This window comes from Komagataeibacter rhaeticus (assembly GCF_003207855.1).
Lineage (GTDB): Bacteria > Pseudomonadota > Alphaproteobacteria > Acetobacterales > Acetobacteraceae > Komagataeibacter > Komagataeibacter rhaeticus.
Genome location: NZ_NKTZ01000004.1, coordinates 13,779 through 30,626, shown reverse-complemented (window position 1 = coordinate 30,626; position 16,848 = coordinate 13,779). Strand labels below are relative to the sequence as shown.

Annotated in this window: 15 protein-coding genes; 8 read left to right on the top strand and 7 right to left on the bottom strand. The window is 67.5% G+C overall.

Annotation, left to right across the window (positions count from 1 at the left end):
* Positions 1-4: 4 nt before the first annotated feature.
* Together CFR78_RS05840 and CFR78_RS05835 are read right to left on the bottom strand one after the other, a co-directional pair.
* Complete coding sequence (locus CFR78_RS05840; protein ID WP_034928883.1) at positions 5-1,210, bottom strand: cysteine desulfurase family protein; 1,206 nt, start codon at positions 1,208-1,210, stop codon at positions 5-7.
* On the bottom strand, positions 1,207-2,343 hold the full coding sequence (locus CFR78_RS05835) for a cysteine desulfurase family protein (RefSeq protein ID WP_034929283.1): 1,137 nt from the start codon (positions 2,341-2,343) through the stop codon (positions 1,207-1,209). The genes CFR78_RS05840 and CFR78_RS05835 overlap by 4 nt, the downstream gene beginning before the upstream one ends.
* A gap of 583 nt (positions 2,344-2,926) precedes the next feature.
* Here CFR78_RS05835 and CFR78_RS05830 point away from each other — a divergent pair.
* The 3 genes from CFR78_RS05830 to CFR78_RS05820 all read left to right on the top strand — a co-directional run bounded on the left by CFR78_RS05830 (position 2,927) and on the right by CFR78_RS05820 (position 5,486).
* Entirely contained in the window at positions 2,927-3,592 is a 666-nt protein-coding gene (locus tag CFR78_RS05830) for an alpha/beta hydrolase (protein ID WP_034928882.1), read from the top strand.
* Between the two features lie 109 nt (positions 3,593-3,701).
* The gene (tyrS, locus tag CFR78_RS05825) at positions 3,702-4,949 is read left to right on the top strand and encodes a tyrosine--tRNA ligase (RefSeq protein WP_034929281.1); all 1,248 of its coding nucleotides are present in this window, start codon (positions 3,702-3,704) and stop codon (positions 4,947-4,949) included.
* 15 nt (positions 4,950-4,964) lie between these two features.
* The gene (locus tag CFR78_RS05820; RefSeq protein WP_181417498.1) at positions 4,965-5,486 is read left to right on the top strand and encodes a DUF4186 domain-containing protein; all 522 of its coding nucleotides are present in this window, start codon (positions 4,965-4,967) and stop codon (positions 5,484-5,486) included.
* Here the strand turns inward: CFR78_RS05820 and CFR78_RS05815 are convergent.
* Positions 5,455-5,787, bottom strand: a complete 333-nt coding sequence (locus CFR78_RS05815; protein ID WP_034928881.1) for a Rieske (2Fe-2S) protein — start codon at positions 5,785-5,787, stop codon at positions 5,455-5,457. The genes CFR78_RS05820 and CFR78_RS05815 overlap by 32 nt on opposite strands.
* A gap of 121 nt (positions 5,788-5,908) precedes the next feature.
* Here CFR78_RS05815 and CFR78_RS05810 point away from each other — a divergent pair, with 121 nt between their 5' ends.
* Together CFR78_RS05810 and CFR78_RS05805 are read left to right on the top strand one after the other, a co-directional pair.
* Positions 5,909-7,156, top strand: coding sequence for an aminopeptidase (locus CFR78_RS05810; RefSeq protein ID WP_034928879.1), 1,248 nt, complete (start codon positions 5,909-5,911; stop codon positions 7,154-7,156).
* Complete coding sequence (locus CFR78_RS05805; protein ID WP_034928878.1) at positions 7,153-7,731, top strand: hypothetical protein; 579 nt, start codon at positions 7,153-7,155, stop codon at positions 7,729-7,731. Before CFR78_RS05810 ends, CFR78_RS05805 begins: the two co-directional genes overlap by 4 nt.
* Positions 7,732-7,849: 118 nt before the next feature.
* On the opposite strand, the gene CFR78_RS05800 is transcribed toward CFR78_RS05805, so the two are convergent.
* The 4 genes from CFR78_RS05800 to CFR78_RS05785 all read right to left on the bottom strand — a co-directional run bounded on the left by CFR78_RS05800 (position 7,850) and on the right by CFR78_RS05785 (position 12,770).
* Positions 7,850-8,968, bottom strand: coding sequence for a glycosyltransferase family 4 protein (locus CFR78_RS05800; protein WP_110581037.1), 1,119 nt, complete (start codon positions 8,966-8,968; stop codon positions 7,850-7,852).
* Positions 8,965-10,659, bottom strand: coding sequence for a heparinase II/III family protein (locus tag CFR78_RS05795; protein ID WP_110581036.1), 1,695 nt, complete (start codon positions 10,657-10,659; stop codon positions 8,965-8,967). Before CFR78_RS05795 ends, CFR78_RS05800 begins: the two co-directional genes overlap by 4 nt.
* Before the next feature lie 37 nt (positions 10,660-10,696).
* On the bottom strand, positions 10,697-11,374 hold the full coding sequence (gene rpe, locus CFR78_RS05790; protein ID WP_007398928.1) for a ribulose-phosphate 3-epimerase: 678 nt from the start codon (positions 11,372-11,374) through the stop codon (positions 10,697-10,699).
* Positions 11,375-11,435: 61 nt separating this feature from the next.
* Positions 11,436-12,770, bottom strand: coding sequence for an RsmB/NOP family class I SAM-dependent RNA methyltransferase (locus tag CFR78_RS05785; RefSeq protein WP_034928869.1), 1,335 nt, complete (start codon positions 12,768-12,770; stop codon positions 11,436-11,438).
* Between the two features lie 80 nt (positions 12,771-12,850).
* On the opposite strand from CFR78_RS05785, the gene CFR78_RS05780 reads away from it, so the two are divergent.
* The 3 genes from CFR78_RS05780 (at position 12,851) to hemW (ending at position 16,842) form a co-directional block, all read left to right on the top strand.
* Positions 12,851-13,558, top strand: a complete 708-nt coding sequence (locus CFR78_RS05780) for a YggS family pyridoxal phosphate-dependent enzyme (protein ID WP_034928866.1) — start codon at positions 12,851-12,853, stop codon at positions 13,556-13,558.
* 105 nt (positions 13,559-13,663) lie between these two features.
* Positions 13,664-15,646 carry a potassium transporter Kup gene (locus CFR78_RS05775; protein WP_110581035.1) on the top strand — a complete coding sequence of 661 codons (1,983 nt, stop codon included), beginning with the start codon at positions 13,664-13,666 and terminating at the stop codon, positions 15,644-15,646.
* A gap of 5 nt (positions 15,647-15,651) precedes the next feature.
* Positions 15,652-16,842: a radical SAM family heme chaperone HemW gene (gene hemW / locus CFR78_RS05770; RefSeq protein ID WP_007398923.1), complete on the top strand. Its 1,191-nt coding sequence runs from the start codon at positions 15,652-15,654 to the stop codon at positions 16,840-16,842.
* Positions 16,843-16,848: the final 6 nt, after the last annotated feature.

The window sequence follows — 16,848 nt, the reverse complement described above, 5'->3', positions numbered from 1 at the left end:
CTTTTCATCCTGCCTGTGCTGTTTGCCCGTCATGGGGCGAAACACTGCCTTGCGCGCGGCACCGTGCCACGGCCTGGCACAGGATCGCCGCCGCGCGCTCCACATCGGCGGGTGACGTATAGCGTCCGACGGCCAGACGCAAGCCTTCCGCCGCTGCGGCACCGTCCAGCCCCATGGCCGTCAGCACGTAGGAGGGCACCACATCGGCCGAGGAACAGGCCGACCCGGTGGACAGGCACAACTGCGGCACCGCCGCCAGCAGGTCCATCGCCCGCACCCCCGCAAAGCGCAGGTTGAGGTTGCCCGCAAGCCGCCCCTCCATGCGCCCGTGCACCTGCACACCGCCGCAACCCGCCCGCAATGCCGCGAGCATCCGGTCACGCAGGCCCGCAATGCGCGCGCGTTCCGCCGCCCCTTCGGCCCGGGCAATGCGGCACGCCGCGCCAAAGCCGATGATCAGGGGCGCAGGCAGCGTGCCTGAACGCAGCCCGCGCTCCTGCCCACCCCCCGAGAACAGCGGGGCCAGCCGCACCCGGGGCCTGCGGCGCACGAACAGCGCGCCCACCCCCTTGGGTCCATACAGCTTGTGGGCGGAGACGGAAGCCAGATCCAGATCCCACGCCCTTACGTCCACATCCACCTTGCCCGCCGCCTGCGCCAGGTCACTGTGCAGCAGCGCGCCCGCACGGCGGACAAGGGGCGCGAGGGCGGCGATGTCCTGCAGCACGCCCGTCTCGTTATTGGCGGCCATGATGCTGACCAGCAGGGTGGGCACGTCCAGCGCGCGGGCCAGCACGTCCGGGTCCAGCGTGCCATCGGGGCGGACGGGCAGGATCACCGGCTCGCAGCCCTCACTGGCTAGGTCCCGCACCGATTCCAGCACGCATTTATGCTCGGTTGCCAGCGTGATGACCCGCCTGCGCGCATCGCCGCGCGCCAGCAGGTGACGGACCGCGCCCTTGATGGCCAGGTTGTTGGCCTCGGTCGCACCCGAGGTGAACACGATCTCACGCGCTTCCGCCCCCAGCAGGGCGGCGACTTCGGCGCGGGCGTGCTCCACCGCCTCATGCACGGCGCGGCCGGCCGCGTGGTCAAGGCTGTGCGGATTGGCGAAGCTTTGGGTGAACCACGGCAGCATGTCCGCCATCACGCGCGGGTCACAGGGCGTGGTGGCCTGATAGTCGAGATAGATCAGGTCGGTCCCGCTCATGCCACGACTCCGGGCCGGGCGGGCAGGCGGGCCACCATGGCGGCATAGGCGGCGATGAACCCGTCCACGTCCGCCTCTGTGACCGACCACGGCAGGGAAACGCGGATGGCGCAGCCCGCGCCTTCCCCCAGCCCCATGGCATCCAGCACATGCGAGCGCGCGACCTTGCCCGATGAACAGGCCGAACCGGCCGATACGCCATATCCGGCCATGTCAAGCGCGATCAGCTGGGTCTGCGCGCGCCGCCCGGGCAGCAGCAGGCAGGTCGTATTGGCCAGCCGGGGGGCGGTCGCACCACACACCACGGCCCCGAGGGGGGTGGCGGCGCGCTCGATCCGGTCACGCAGCACGCCCAGCCTTGCGGCCTGCACGGACTGGCCCGCCAGCGCGGCACGGGCGGCGGCGGCCATGCCGGCAATGGCGGGCAGGGCCGGCGTGCCGCCACGGCGCCCCTGTTCCTGCCCACCGCCCGCCAGCAGCGGCGTGAGCGCGCGGAACCGCTCCCCCGCCAGCAACAATGCCCCCGCCCCCTTTGGCCCGCCGAATTTATGACCCGAAAGCGCGATGCTGTCGGCCCCCAGCCCCGCCATGTCAAAGCCGATCCGCCCTGCCGCCTGCACCGCATCAACATGCAGCAGCGCGCCATGGGCGTGGCACAAATCGGCAATTTCGCGCACGGGGCTGATCACGCCGGTCTCGTTATTGGCCAGCATGACACACACCAGTGCCGGGGCCGCGCCCGGCACCGCCAGCAGGCGTTCAAGTGCCGCCCGGTCGACCACGCCATCGGCCGTTACGGGAATGGCCTGGCCGGGTGCCGCCTGTCGCACGGCATCATGCTCGGTCGCCCCCACCATGATGCGCCTGCCCTGCCCCTGCCCGGTTATGGCCAGCACATTGGCTTCCGTCCCGCCGGAAGTGAAAATGCAGTTTTCGGCCTGCACGCCAAAAATGGTGGCCAGATCTTCCCGCGCGGTTTCAAGCAGCGCCCGCGCGGCGCGCCCCGCACGGTGCACGGATGCGGGATTACCCACCGCTTCGGCCGCATCCATCATGGCCGCCAGCGCCTGCGGCCGGATCGGTTCGGAGGCGTTCGCGTCAAGATATGTAAAACGGTCGCGTGCAGTACTCATGCTGTCCAGCCATATGGGTTGCGCCAAGTCAATTTGCGATGGGAATTACGATTTATCTGGCATTTTGTGAATCCACACCGCTATAAGGCAGCGCAACACAATATTTATTGCAACGTGTTATGGGAACGCCTGCACCGTTTCCATGCCGTGGCCGTAATGTCGCCAGGCCCGCCTGCGGGCATGGCAAGGAGAGCGAACCAGCACGACAGCACCCGCCCTGGCAGGAAAACCGCCAGCCCCCGATGGCGGGCCGACCCGTCCACCCATCCCATATCTGCCCCCCACGCAGGGCACGCCTGCCGAAGATGCACTGCTATCCGGTAGGTGGAATGCCCATTATCAGGTGGGTTGGTATGGGTTTACTTTCGGCTTGGCACGCCAGACCGGATCAGTTCTGTCTTTCGTGCCATCCTGACCGGATGAATACAGGAGCACTTCGTGCATCCGGTGGGGCGGTGCCGAAAAAACAGTGTTTTCTCCGCCTGCCGACCTGACGGGGCATCGCCGGTCAGGCAGGCTGTTACAGTAACCGTTCCCGATGCAATGCCTGGAATGCACGGGGAGATGCAAATGCGGGATACCTATGCCTGAGGTCATGTTTGCCGGCCCTGATGGCCGCCTGGAAGGTCGATACCACCACTCAAGCGCGCCCAACGCGCCGCTTGCCCTGGTGCTCCATCCCCACCCGCTGCATGGCGGGACCATGAACAACCGCATCACCTACGCGATGTACCGTGCGTTCGAGAAGATGGGCTTTTCGGTCATGCGCTACAATTCGCGCGGCGTCGGGCGTTCGCAGGGGCGCTATGACGGGGGCATTGGCGAGATTTCGGATGCCGCCGCCGCCCTTGACTGGATGCAGATGATCAACCCCAATGCCAGCGGGCTGTGGATTGCGGGCTATTCCTTCGGTGCGTTCGTGGGCATGCAGCTGCTCATGCGCCGGCCCGAAATCACGGGCTGGATCAGTGTCGCCCCGCCCGCCAACCATTATGATTTCGGCTTCCTGGCCCCGTGTCCGTGTGGCGGGCTGATGATTGCGGGGGAGAACGACGAACTCGTGCCCGAACCCGCCGTACGCAAGCTGGTGGACAAGCTGAACACCCAGAAGGGCGTGAGAGTGGATTACCGCATCTTCAAGGGTGCCGACCACGTCTTCGCCAATCAGGCCGAACAGGTGGCCGAGGCGCTGGAAGATCATGTCAGCACGGTCATGAACCGCAAGACACTGGCGCTGGCCGCCGACTGACCAGTCCGCCCGCCGCCGGGTGGTTCCCTGCCGCGCCGTGAACATGCTAGAGGCTGGTCCGCGCCGGGGAAACCCGGCCAGCCAGGCCCATCATAGCGCGGAACAGATCATGCCCAAGAGCGAATTCCTCCGGGAGGCCGAAGCACGCGGCTTCATATTCCAGTGCACCGACATGGAGGCGCTGGACACCGCCATGCAGGCCGGGCCGGTCGGGGGCTATATCGGGTTTGATCCCACGGCGGACAGCCTGCATGTGGGCAGCCTGATCCAGATCATGCTGCTGCGGCTCATGCACCGCCATGGCCACCGCCCGGTTGCCCTGATGGGCGGCGGCACGGCAAGGATCGGTGACCCCTCCTTCCGTGAGGAAGCCCGCAGGCTGATGACGGCAGAGACCATTGCCACCAACCTGCGCGGGGTGGAAGGCTGCCTGCGGCAGTTCCTGCCGCTGGGCACTGGCCCGTCGGACCCGCTGCTGGCCAACAATGCCGACTGGCTGGACCGGCTGTCCTACATCGACCTGCTGCGTGATGTGGGCATCCATTTTTCCGTCAACCGCATGCTGTCGTTCGACTCGGTGCGCTCGCGGCTTGAACGTGAACAGGGGCTGACGTTCCTGGAGTTCAATTACTCCATCCTCCAGTCCTACGATTTCCGTGAACTCAATCTCCGTCATGGCGTGACCCTTCAGATGGGGGGATCGGACCAGTGGGGCAACATCGTATCGGGGATTGACCTGGTGCGCCGGATGAACGGCGCGCAGGTCTTTGGCCTGACAACGCCGCTGCTCACCACCAGTTCCGGCGCCAAGATGGGCAAGACGGCGCAGGGCGCGGTCTGGCTTTCGGCCGCCCGGCTGCCGGTTTTCGATTACTGGCAGTTCTGGCGCAATGTGGAGGATGCGGATGTGGGCCGCTTCCTCCGGCTGTTCACCGAACTGCCGCTTGCGGAATGTGACCGGCTGGCCGCCCTTGGCGGTGCCGAGATCAACGAGGCGAAAAAGGTGCTGGCCACCGAGGCCACTTCCCTGTGCCATGGCCGCGCGGCGGCACAGGAAGCCGCCGACGCCGCCCGCCGCACGTTCGAGGAAGGCGCCGTGACCGCCGCCGCCCTGCCCACCGTGCAGGTGCCCGCCGCCCTGCTGGCCGAAGGCGTGCCCGCCTTCCGCCTGTTTGTCGAAGCCGGTTTTGCCGCCAGCAATGGCGAAGCCCGCCGCCTGATCCGTGGCGGGGGCGCGCGGGTGAATGACGTGGTCGTCGGGGATGAGGCGCAGGTCATCTCCACGGCGGACCTGATTGATGGCGCGCTCAAGCTCTCCTCGGGCCGCAAGCGCCACATCCTGGTCCAGCCGGGCTGAACGGACAGCAGCCCCATGCCCCCCAGGCGCGCGGGCAGGAAGCCTGCCCCCCACCAGCAGGCGGATCTGTTCGCGCCCCCGCAGCTGCCCGCTGCAACCACGCCGAAGCCCGCCGCACGGGTGGCCCCGGCCCTGCCGCCGCTACCCGCCGTGCCGGCGGAACTGTGGGAACGGCTGGGCTATTCGCGGTTCCGCGCCCGGTTCCATCTGGGGGCGAAGGAGCGCGCCTATCTGGATGCGCGCGGCCTGCCGGAAGTCATGGCGCATGCGGCCGATTTCGTGGCGACACGGCTGGCCCCGGCCCAGCCGGACAGGGATGGCCGGCAGACACCATGGCGCGGCCACCCGGTTTTCATTGCCCAGCATGCCACGGGCACCTGCTGCCGGGGCTGCATTGCCAAATGGCATGCCATGCCCGCAGGCCAGAAGCTGGACGCGGCGCAGCAGGCCCGTATCCTTGCGGTGATACAGGAATGGCTGAAGCGCGAGGACAGCCGTCCCGCGCCTACACCCGCGCCCAGACCTGATCCCCGCTGATCCAGCAGTCATAGGCGCGCGGGGCGGGGCCTGCCGCCTCGGTCCGGCCGCCGGGGGCCTGCGCGCGCCCGTCGGGGCCGAATGTCCACATATGCAGCGGGCAGACAATCCGGCCATACAGCACGTAACCGGCGGAAAGCCGGGCATTGCCGTGGGGGCAGCGGTCATCGATCACGCCTGGCCGATCCTCATCCACCATCCACACCACCAGCGCCCGGCCATCGCACAGCACGCGCTGCGGGGCCTCGCGCGCGGCTTCCAGCGCGCACAGGGCACGGGAACCTGAGGGCACCTGTTTCATTGACTGCATGCTCCCGCCGGGTTTCGGTTATCATCTTACCTAAAGGGGGCGTGTCGTCTATCCTGCACCAACCCCGCGGGCATGCGGCACATGGCCCGCTTCTTACAGGATATGATGACGCATGGCTCTTTCCCCCCAGCATGAACATCTTCTGGACCGCTTGGCTGAAGTGGCCGTGCGCGTTGGCGTGAACATCGCCCATGGCCAGCAGCTTCTCATCACCGCACCACTGGACGCCGTGCCGCTGGTACGCCGGATTACGGAACATGCCTACCGGGCCGGTGCCTCGCTGGTCACGCCCTTCTATGCCGATGACGCGGCAACCCTGGCCCGCTTCCACCACGCCGCCGACGACACGCTTGATACCGCCGCCGACTGGCTGCAGGACGGCATGGCCACCGCCTATCGCAAGGGGGCGGCCCGCATGGCGATTACCGGCGGCAACCCCGTGCTGCTGGCCAATGAGGACCCCGAGCGCGTCTCCCGCGTGGCGCGCGCGGCCTCCCGCGCGGGGCGTCCGGCGATGGAACTGATCACGCGCTTTGCCATCAACTGGAACATCGTGGCCTTTGCCACCCCCGCATGGGCGGCGCAGGTCTTTCCCGACATACCGGAAGATGACGCCGTCAGCCGCCTGTGGGATGCGATCTTCCAGGCATCGCGCGTGATGGTGGATGACCCGGTGGCGGAATGGGAATCCCATAATGCCCGCCTGCACAGGCGCGCGACATGGCTCAATGACCGCCGTTTCGCCGCCCTGCACTTTACCGGGCCGGATACGGACCTGACCGTGGGGCTGGCCGATGGCCATGCCTGGGCGGGCGGGGCCGAGCCCGCGGGCAACGGCATTGTCTGCAACCCCAACATCCCCACCGAGGAAGTGTTCACCACCCCCCATGCCCGCAAGGTCAGCGGCACGGTGCGCGCGACCAAGCCGCTGTTCCATCAGGGCACGCTGATTGACGACATTGCCGTACGCTTCGAGGAAGGCCGCATTGTCGAAGCCCGTGCCAGCAGCGGGCAGGCGGTGCTGGAACGCATCCTTGATACCGATGAAGGCGCGCGCAGGCTGGGTGAAGTGGCGCTTGTGCCCGCCTCCTCCCCCATTTCCGAAAGCGGCATCCTGTTCCGCAACACCCTGTTTGACGAGAACGCGGCCAGCCACATCGCGCTGGGCCAGTCCTATGCCAAGTGCATGCTTGATACCGACAGCCTGACCGAGGCGCATCTGGCCCGGCAGGGTGCCAACAGCAGTTTCATCCATATTGACTGGATGATCGGGTCCGGCAAGATCGATGTGGATGCCATAAACCATGATGGCACCCGCGAACCCCTGATGCGACAGGGCGAATGGAGTCACCAGCCATGAATGCTTCCTTCCTCCGCACGGCGCTTGCCGCCTCCACCTGCGCGCTGGCACTGGCCTGCCTGCCCGCGGGCCTGACCCCGGCGCGGGCACAGGACCAGCAGCCCGCCACCCAGCAGCAGGCCCCCAGCGCCGCCCAGCAGGCCGCAATCCAGCGCGACATGCAGACAGTGGCGCAATACAGGCTGCCCAAGGACTTCTTCACGCGCATGACGCCCGTGATCGAGCAGATCCGCGAGTCGCGCATCTCGCCGCCCGAAACCCCCAACATGTCGCTGGAGGACACCATCAAGCGCACGGAAGCCATGCCGCAGCTCCAGCCGATCCTGAAGAAATATGGCATGTCGGCGCGTGAGTTCGTGATGGGCATCACCACATTCGGCATGACCACCGCCATCATGCAGCACCCGGCACAGGACAGCCGCTCCATGCCCCCGCTCAACCCCGACAATGTCCGGCTGATCAAGGCGCATGAAGCCCAGACCCAGGCGCTGATCCAGGCCATGGGGGGCGAAGGCGGTGGCAGCCAGACCGTGGAACAGCCCGAAATGCAGCCCCAGGCCACGCCGCGTCGCTAATGGCGCCTGACAGAACAACGTATTGACGAAAAAAACAGAAGTTTCCCGGTGCCGCCTTTTTTTCAGAAAGGCGGCGTTCCCTGAAGCTTTTTGAAAAAAGCTTCACCAGAAACTTCTTTTATTTGCAGGCGGTGAGCAGGGCGACCGTGCGGGCCATGACGGCGGCCTGCGTATAGCGCGCCAGCGCCCGCGCCCGCCCGGCGGCCCCCATGCGCCGACGCAGGGCGCCATCCCTTACCAGCCGGTCGAGTGCCGCCGCCAGGTCGGGCACGTTGGCAGGGGGCACCAGCAGCCCGGTTTCCCCCGCCACCACCTGTTCACGCGGGCCGGAAATATCGGTGGAGATCACGGGCAGGCCACACAGCATGGCCTCGATCACGCTCATCGGCAGGCCCTCGAAATGACTGGGCAGCACGAACATGTCCGCCGCCGCCATGATCGCCGCCACGTCCTCACGATAGCCCAGGAAAACCAGCCTTGGCCCCAGCGCCGCGCGGGCGGCGGCAAAGCATGGCGCCAGATCCGCGCCCCGGTCACTGGGCAGGCGCGTGCCCACAATCCACAGCACCGCATTGCCCGGCACCGCGCGCATGGCTTCCAGCAGTTCGGGATAACCCTTGCTGCGCACCAGACGGGAGACCGCCAGAATGACCACCTGCTCCTCGCCCACCCCCTGTTGCGCGCGCAGGCGGGCACGGGCGGCGGGATCGGGGTGGAAAGTGGCGGGGTCACGCCCGTTGCCAATGCCGGTGGCGTGGCGGTGGATGCCCAGCCTGCGGGCATCGCGGGCCTCTTCCTCCGACACGGTCAGGTAGATATCCGTCACTTTCCCCGCCAGCCATTCCAGCACCAGGGCCGCGACCCGCCGCAGCCGCGACCCGGGCTGGTTGAACAGAAAGCCGTGGCAGGTATAGGCCACGCACGGCACCCCGCAACGCCAGGCGGCAAACCGCCCCAGCAGGCCACTTATGGGCATGTGGGCATGCACAAGATCGGGTTTTTCCGCCCGGATCAGGCGCACGAGCGCCCGCCACGCCCGCCATTGCGCGCGCGGGGAAAGGGTGCGCGACAGGGGCACCCCCACCACGCGCAGCCCGTCCGCGCGCATGGCATCCAGCAGCGGGCCTTCGGCGCAGGCCCCCGTTACGTCATGCCCCTGTTCGCGCAGCGCCTGCATGAGTGGAAAGAGAAACTGCCGCATCGAGAAATCGACATTGGTGATTTCAAGTATCTTCATGCCAGCAGCAGCAGCTTTTCACGCCTTAGTGCCCAGCGCACCACCTGCCGCACCCGGCCCGGCGTTCCCGCGCCGCGCAGCGTGACATCGTGCGTGTCCGCCCCCTCCGCTGGCGGTGCGGTGGCATCCTGCCCCCCCGCCCGCGCCGCCGGGTCCACCCGCACCACAATCTGCAGCGCGCGGCGGGGGGCCGGACCGCCGTGGTATACGCTTTCCTCTATCCCCACCGTGCCGCCCATGGCGCGGAAGCGCCAGTGCTGCTCACCCGCTTCCAGCAGGACCGAACCGTCAGGCCCTTCCACGGCGGTGACGGATGGATGCAGGTGCAGGCGCAGCACGAAGGCCAGTTCCCGCTCGCCTTCCAGCATTTCCTCCCCGCGCAGGATCTCGCCATCGCCGCCAAGGTAGAGCCTGCGGTAATACGTGACCCCGGCAGAGGCATGATAGCCGTCATGGGACAGGTTGAGCCAGTGCGCCCCCTCGGCCACGGCATGTTCCACCCCCACATGCGTGGGCCTGCGGCGCACCGAACCGTCTTCCCCGAATTCGGAGGAGGACATCCCCTCCACCACCACAACGGAATGGGCCGCCGTCTGCCGCAGGGCCTCTTTCCAGATGGGCAGCACCCCACCACCGCAATTGACGATCAGGCGCTGGCGCGCGCAGGAAAACTCGAACGCCAGCGTGCCGGCATGCGCATCGCGGTCATGGCCGGCCGGGGCGGGAACGCCCACATCCACCAGCATGAGCGAACGCCCGGCCTGCACGCGCACGAATCCTCCGTCGGGCATGCTGCTTGCCACCACCCGCGTGCGCGTGGCCTGGGAGAGTACCATCTCGACCAGCGCCGCACTGCGCTCGTGGCTGCCATTGAACAGGGCAAGCCCCCCGTCGCCATGGCGCATGGCGCGCAGCACCGGACTCATCTTGTCCAGCGCCAGCGCCACCGAATGGGGCAGCGCATGCTGGACCGCCTGCATCATGGCCCGCATTTCCGCCAGTTCCCGCAGGGCGCGCAGCTGCACCTCCGGGCTGCGCTCGACATGCCAGCCATCAGGCAGGATCTGGCTTTCCACCACGCTATCGATATAGCGGCGGTAGCGGGCCAGAAAACCGGTATATTCCGGCATGGCCACCGCCACCGCCAGCAGCCCCTTCAGGGCGGCCAGCGCCTGCCAGCCATGCTGTTCGGGCGGCATCAGGGCCGCGATCGTGCGTCCTTCCACCAGAATGCGGGCCATGAGGCGCTGGCGGAAGGCGTCGCTGGCGGATGCGGCAAAAAAATCGTAATGCCCCAGCCATGCCGCGACACGCGCGCCAATCACCCCGCACTCCAGTGCCTGCGGGCTCTGGGCGGGGTGATGCAGCCAGTCATCAACCAGTGCGCGCGCCTTCAGCCGCGCGGCATCGGTGCCCACCGCACGCAGGTCGCGCAACCAGCGGAAACCGAGCAGCCCCTCACGGAAAGCCGGTTCGAATTCGGGCGAATCCCACATTCCCGGCCCAACGGGATGGGTATAGCCCGCCCAGGTCAGGCTGCCACGGGCAAGCTGGGCACCTGCCGCCGGGTCACCCGGCCACAGGTCGCGCACATTATGGACCGGCGACGGCGGCAGGCGCCTGCCACCACCCAGTAGCGGCAGCCGCGCCAGGGACAGCCGCGCCCCGCGTTTCAGGCGCTTCAGCGGCATGACGCATCACCCCTGCGCTGTATCGGGGGGCCATCCCTCACGCCGGGATATGCGCCCCGCTCCGTAAATCCCTTATGGCGGCGGCATAGTCATCCTGCCCGTAGACGGACGTGCCCGCGATCAGCACATCCGCGCCCGCCGCCACCGCCAGCGGCGCGGTGTGGGCGGTAATGCCGCCATCCACCCCGATGCGGATGTCACGCCCGGTGGCATCCGCCATGCGGCGCAGGGTGGTGATCTTGCGCAGCTGGCTGGTCAGGAATTTCTGGCCGCCAAAACCGGGGTTGACCGTCATGACCAGAATCATGTCCACCAGGTCCAGCACTTCCCCCACCGCTTCAGGCGGGGTGGCGGGGCAGATGGCGATGCCGGGCTTGACCCCATGGTCACGCACATGCTGGAGCGAACGGTGCGTGTGCGGCCCCGCCTCCACATGCAGGTGGATATGGTCGGCCCCCGCCTTTGCGAAGGCTTCGATATACGGGTCGACCGGCGCGATCATGAGATGCACGTCAAACGCCAGCTTAGACTTCGGCCGCAGCGCCTGGACCAGTTGCGGCCCCATGGACAGGTTGGGCACGAAATGCCCGTCCATGACATCCAGGTGCAGCCAGTCGGCGCCGCCACGTTCGACGGCGGCGACTTCATCTGCCGCGCGTGAGAAATCCGCAGCCAGCAGGCTCGGTGCGATGAGGGGGGTCTTGAGAGCAGCCATGCCTGTTTTTTAACAGAAGTCCATGACTTGCGCCAATATTTCCTGAAACCCCCGCCCCGTATCAGGCCCGGCGGAAACGGGCGGCGAAAAACCCGTCCATGCCCCCCCGTGCCCCCAGCATGCCGGGATGGGTGCGCAGCCAGCCCTCCGGCGTGCGGGCCTGCGGCAGGAAGGCCAGTTCATCTGGCGTGAAGGGATCGGCAATCAGGCCCAGCGCTTCGGCCGCGCGGGCACGCTGCTCGCCTTCCTCGGGCTGGAGCGAGCACACGGCATAGACCAGCCGCCCGCCGGGACGCAGCATGTCGCGTGCTGCCGCCAGCAGGCGGTCCTGCCCTTCGGTCATGGTGGCAATGTCACGCAGGCGCTTGATCCACATGGCATCGGGATGACGGCGGATGGTGCCGGTGGCCGAGCACGGGGCATCAAGCAGGATCGCGTCCAGCGGCATTTCGGGCCGCCATGTGGCGGCATCCGCATGGATCACATGTACGCCACCCAGCCCCAGCCGGGCCAGATTGGCGCGCAGGCGCTCGATCCGCCTGCCTTCGCGCTCGATGGCGAAGACCTCCGCCCCCGCGCAGGCCAGCTGGGCGGTCTTGCCACCCGGCGCCGCGCACAGGTCGGCCACGCGCTCACCCGGTTTCACGTCCAGCAGGCGCGCGGGCAGGCTGGCCGCCATGTCCTGCACCCACCATGCCCCCTCGGCAAAGCCGGGCAGGTCGGCAACCTTTGCCGTACCTGCCGCAAAGCGCACGCTGCCACCGGGCATCAGTTCGCCCCCCGGCGGCGGTTCGCCGCCGGGGCGGATGGTCAGGTCAAGCGGCGGTTCATGGCCAAGGGCGGTGGCGATGGGCCGCGCCAGCCGCCCCCAGGACTGCCACAGCCATGGCGGCACATCGAGGCGTGGCTGGTCCAGCCCCTCAAGCGCCTGCGCGCCGCCCGCGGCCACGCGGCGCAGCACGGCGTTGACCAGCCCCGCGAACGGCACCAGCCCCCGCCTGCGTGCCAGGGCCACGGATGTGGCCACGGCGGCATGCGGCGGCGTATCAAGGAACAGGAGCTGCGCCACCCCGATCAGCAGCACCACGCGCACCGGCTCGGGCGGTTCACGCTTGAGGAAGGGGGCCAGCACTTCATTCGCCGTGCCCATGTGGCGCAGCACGGTGGCGGCCAGCCTGTGGGCGGCGGCACGGTCACGCGGTTCGGCCGTGCGGGCGGCGGCGGAGTGTTCAAGCGATGTATCGAGCATGCGCCGGTGCGCGATCACCCCCTCGACAATATCAAAGGCGATATCGCGCGTGGGGTCCGCGCTGGCGCCCTGACGGTCCGGGCGGCCCGCGGGGCGGCCAGTCCTGGCCCTGCGGCCTGTGGGGGAAGGTGATGGGGAAGACTTCATGTAATCCTGACCTGAAAACTGCGGCACGCACGGGCACACGGGGGCTTGACCGGGGAGGTATTCATGCCAAGCCTAGAGCCATGTCAACATCATCCTCCATAGCACAGGCCCTGACGGGCATCCGCACCCGTATCGAAGCCAGCGCCCGGGCGGCGGGAAGACCCGCTTCCGGCGTGGACCTGGTGGCCGTATCCAAATTCCATCCGCAGGCCAGCGTCATCGCGGCGCTGGAAGCGGGGCAGCGCCTGTTCGGTGAGAACCGGGTGCAGGAGGCGGCGGCCAAATTCCCCGCCCTGCGCACCCGCTGGCCCGACCTGCGGCTGCACATCATTGGCGGGTTGCAGACCAACAAGGCGCTGGAGGCGGTGCGCATTGCCGACATGATCGAAAGCCTCGACCGCCCCGCCCTGTCCGACGCCCTTGCGCGCGCGGCGGACAGGGCGGGCCGGCTGCCCGGCCTGCTGGTGCAGGTCAATACCGGTGATGAAGGCCAGAAATCCGGTGTGCGGCTGGAAGAGGCGGATGCCTTCATCAACGCAAGCCTGGAGCGCTTCGGCCCCGCCGTCGTGCGCGGGCTGATGTGCATCCCGCCGCATGACCGGGACCCGACGCCGCATTTCCGCACGCTGGCCACCATGGCGCACAGGCACGGGCTGGATGTCGTATCGATGGGCATGTCGGCCGATTTCGAGCGCGCCATTGCCTGCGGCGCCACGCTGGTACGGGTGGGCAGCGCCATTTTCGGGGCGCGCCCGGCAACGCCACAGACCGCACCGAATGGCACCTGAGCGGATACGGGCCTTGCTGCGCATGGGGCGAGGCGGTAATGCGGAACTATCCGGCCGCGACGAAATGCCGGTTTTCAGTCTTCATTGCCGCGGAGCCGTCACGACATGACGCAACCCACGGGGCCCGATGCCCCCGGACCCTCGACGACCCCGGATGGCAGCACCCATGCCGGCCCTGCCACCAGCACGCCCCCCAAGATTACCGAATACGGGGCGGACCAGCACGAACACGCGGCCAACCCCGTAGGCTTCGCGGCCCTGCTGGGGGTGGTGTTTGGCGATATCGGCACAAGCCCGATCTACGCCCTGCGCTCGACCATCATGGTGGTCTCGCAGCATCACCGGATCGAACCGTGGGAGGTGCTGGGCGTCCTGAGCCTGATCATCTGGTCGCTGCTGCTGATCGTGACGGTCAAATACGTCATCCTGATCATGCGCGCCGACCATAATGGCGAAGGCGGCATCATCTCGCTCATGTCACTGGCCCAGCGCGTCGCACCCAGCAACCGCATGCGCATTGCCCTGGGCATGGTGGGAATCGGGGGGGCCTGCCTGTTCTTTGGCGATGGCATGATCACGCCCGCCATTTCCGTGCTCTCGGCGGTGGAGGGGCTGGAAGTCAGCTTCCCCGCCGCGCGCGACCTGGTCATTCCCATAGCACTTCTGGTGCTGGTGGGCCTGTTCTCGGTGCAGAGCTACGGCACGGGCAAGGTCGGCACCATATTCGGGCCGATCATGCTGGTCTGGTTCAGCCTGCTGGGCATACTGGGGGGGCTGCAGATACTGCATCACCCCGCCGTGCTGCTGGCCATATCGCCCACCTATGCGGTGCAGTTCATCATCTTCCATGGCTGGCTTTCGTTCATCGCGCTGGGTTCGGTCGTGCTGTCGGTTACGGGGGCGGAAGCGCTTTATGCCGATATGGGGCATTTCGGCCGCCAGCCCATCCGCTATGCGTGGCTGTTCTGCGTGCTGCCGTGCCTTGCGCTCAACTACCTTGGTCAGGGCGCCCTGATCATTGCCGACCCCAAGGCGCTGGAAAACCCGTTCTTCCTGCTCGGGCCGCACTGGTTGCAGGTACCGATGATCATCCTGTCCACCATGGCGACCGTCATTGCCAGCCAGGCGGGCATTTCGGGCGGGTTCTCGCTGTGCCGCCAGATCATCCAGCTGGGCTACCTGCCGCGCATGCGCGTGACCCATACGAACGCGGAGGAGGAAGGCCAGATCTACCTGCCCGAATTCAACCGCTTCCTTATGGTGGGCGCGCTGCTGCTGGTGCTGGCCTTCCGCAGTTCGGATGCGCTGGCTTCGGCCTACGGCATTGCGGTGACGGGCACGTTCATGTGCACCTGCGTGCTGGCGATGGTGGTCTTCCGCAGGCTGTACCACTGGTCGCGCCCCGCGGCGATCGCGACGTTTGGCGGCTTCTTCCTGCTTGATACGACGTTCTTTGCCTCCAACGCGCTCAAGATCCCGCAGGGCGGCTGGGTGCCGGTGCTGCTGGGCATCGTGCTGACACTGATGATGACGACGTGGAAAAAGGGCCGCCAGCTGATCATGAACCGGCAGAAGCAGGACAGCATGCCGATGAACTCGTTCCTGGCGCGCCTGCCGCAGTCCCGCATCATCCGCGTGCCGGGCACGGCGGTGTACATGACCGGCAACCCCGATTTCGTGCCTGCCTGCCTGCTGCACAACCTCAAGCACAACAAGGTGCTGCATGACCATGTGCTGTTCGTGACCGTGCAGACGCTGGACCAGCCCGAAGCCGACCATGGCCACCGCGTGGCGCTGCAGGAACTGGCGCCCGACATCTACCGTATCATCCTGCGCTACGGCTTCATGGAAATGCCCAACCTGCCGCGCGCGCTGGAGGACCTGAAGGCCAACGGCCTTGATTTCGATGCCTTGCAGGCCTCCTACTTCACCAGCCGCGAACTGCTGGTCCGCTCCTCGGTGCCCAAGCTGTCGCGCTGGCGGATGTCGCTGTTCCTGTTCATGGCGCGCAATGCCACACCGGCGACCGAGTTCTTCCGCATCCCGCCCGACCGGGTGGTTGAACTGGGTGTGCGGCTGGGGATCTGACCCCCATGCACCCGGACACGGGCAGGGCAGAACCGCTGGCACTGTACGTGCACTGGCCGTTCTGCCTGTCCAAATGCCCGTACTGTGACTTCAACAGCCATGTGCGCGACGTGATCCCGCGCGCGCGCTTTGGCGCGGCACTCAGGCGCGAGCTGGCGTTCGAGGCCGCGCGCATGGGCGACAGCCCGGCCGAGCGGCCCCGCATCGGCTCGATCTTCTTTGGCGGCGGCACGCCCTCCCTCATGGCGCCGGAAACCGTGGCGGGGCTGATTGCCGATGCGCGCACGCTGTTCGGCCTGACGGACACGGCTGAAATCACGCTGGAAGCCAATCCCACCAGTGTGGAAACCGGGCTGCTGCGCGCCTTCCGTGACGCCGGGGTCAACCGCATTTCGGTCGGTGTGCAGAGCCTTGATGCCGAGGCCCTGCGCTTCCTGGGCCGCGAACATGACGCAGGCCAGGCCATTGCCGCGCTGGAGACGGCGCGCGGCCTGTTCGATCGCATTTCATTCGACCTGATCTATGCCCGGCCGGGGCAGGATGCGCGTGCCTGGCGGGCAGAGCTTGAGGCGGCCCTTGCGCTGGTGTCCGACCATCTCTCGCTGTACCAGCTGACCATCGAACCCGGCACCCGCTTCGAGGGCCTGTACCGCCAGGGCCGCTTCCGCCTGCCCGATGGCGATGACGCGGCGCAGCTGTATGAACTGACCGCCGAAGTGGCGGCCCGGCATGGGCTGCTGGGCTACGAGATTTCGAACTACGCCCGCCCCGGCGCCGAAAGCCGCCATAACCTGACCTACTGGCGCTATGGCGACTACATGGGCATCGGTCCCGGCGCGCATGGGCGGCTGACCTGCAACGGGGTCACGTCGGCCACCCGCCGCCACCGGGCACCCGAGCCATGGGCCGAGCGCGTGGAGCGCACTGGCACCGGCGCCCACCCCGATGAACCGCTGGACAACCGCGACCGCGCGCGTGAGATGCTGCTGATGGGCCTGCGGCTGGCGGAGGGCATTGCCACCCCCCGCTTTGCCCGGCGCACCGGCATGACCATTACGGAGGCCACGGACCCCGCCACGATGCGGGCAGCGGTGGAGGAAGGCTATCTGGTCCACGATACCACGCGCCAGACCCTGCGCGCCACGGCGGAAGGCCGCCTGCGGCTGGAAAGCCTGCTTGCCGCGCTGGTGCTTTAGGAATTT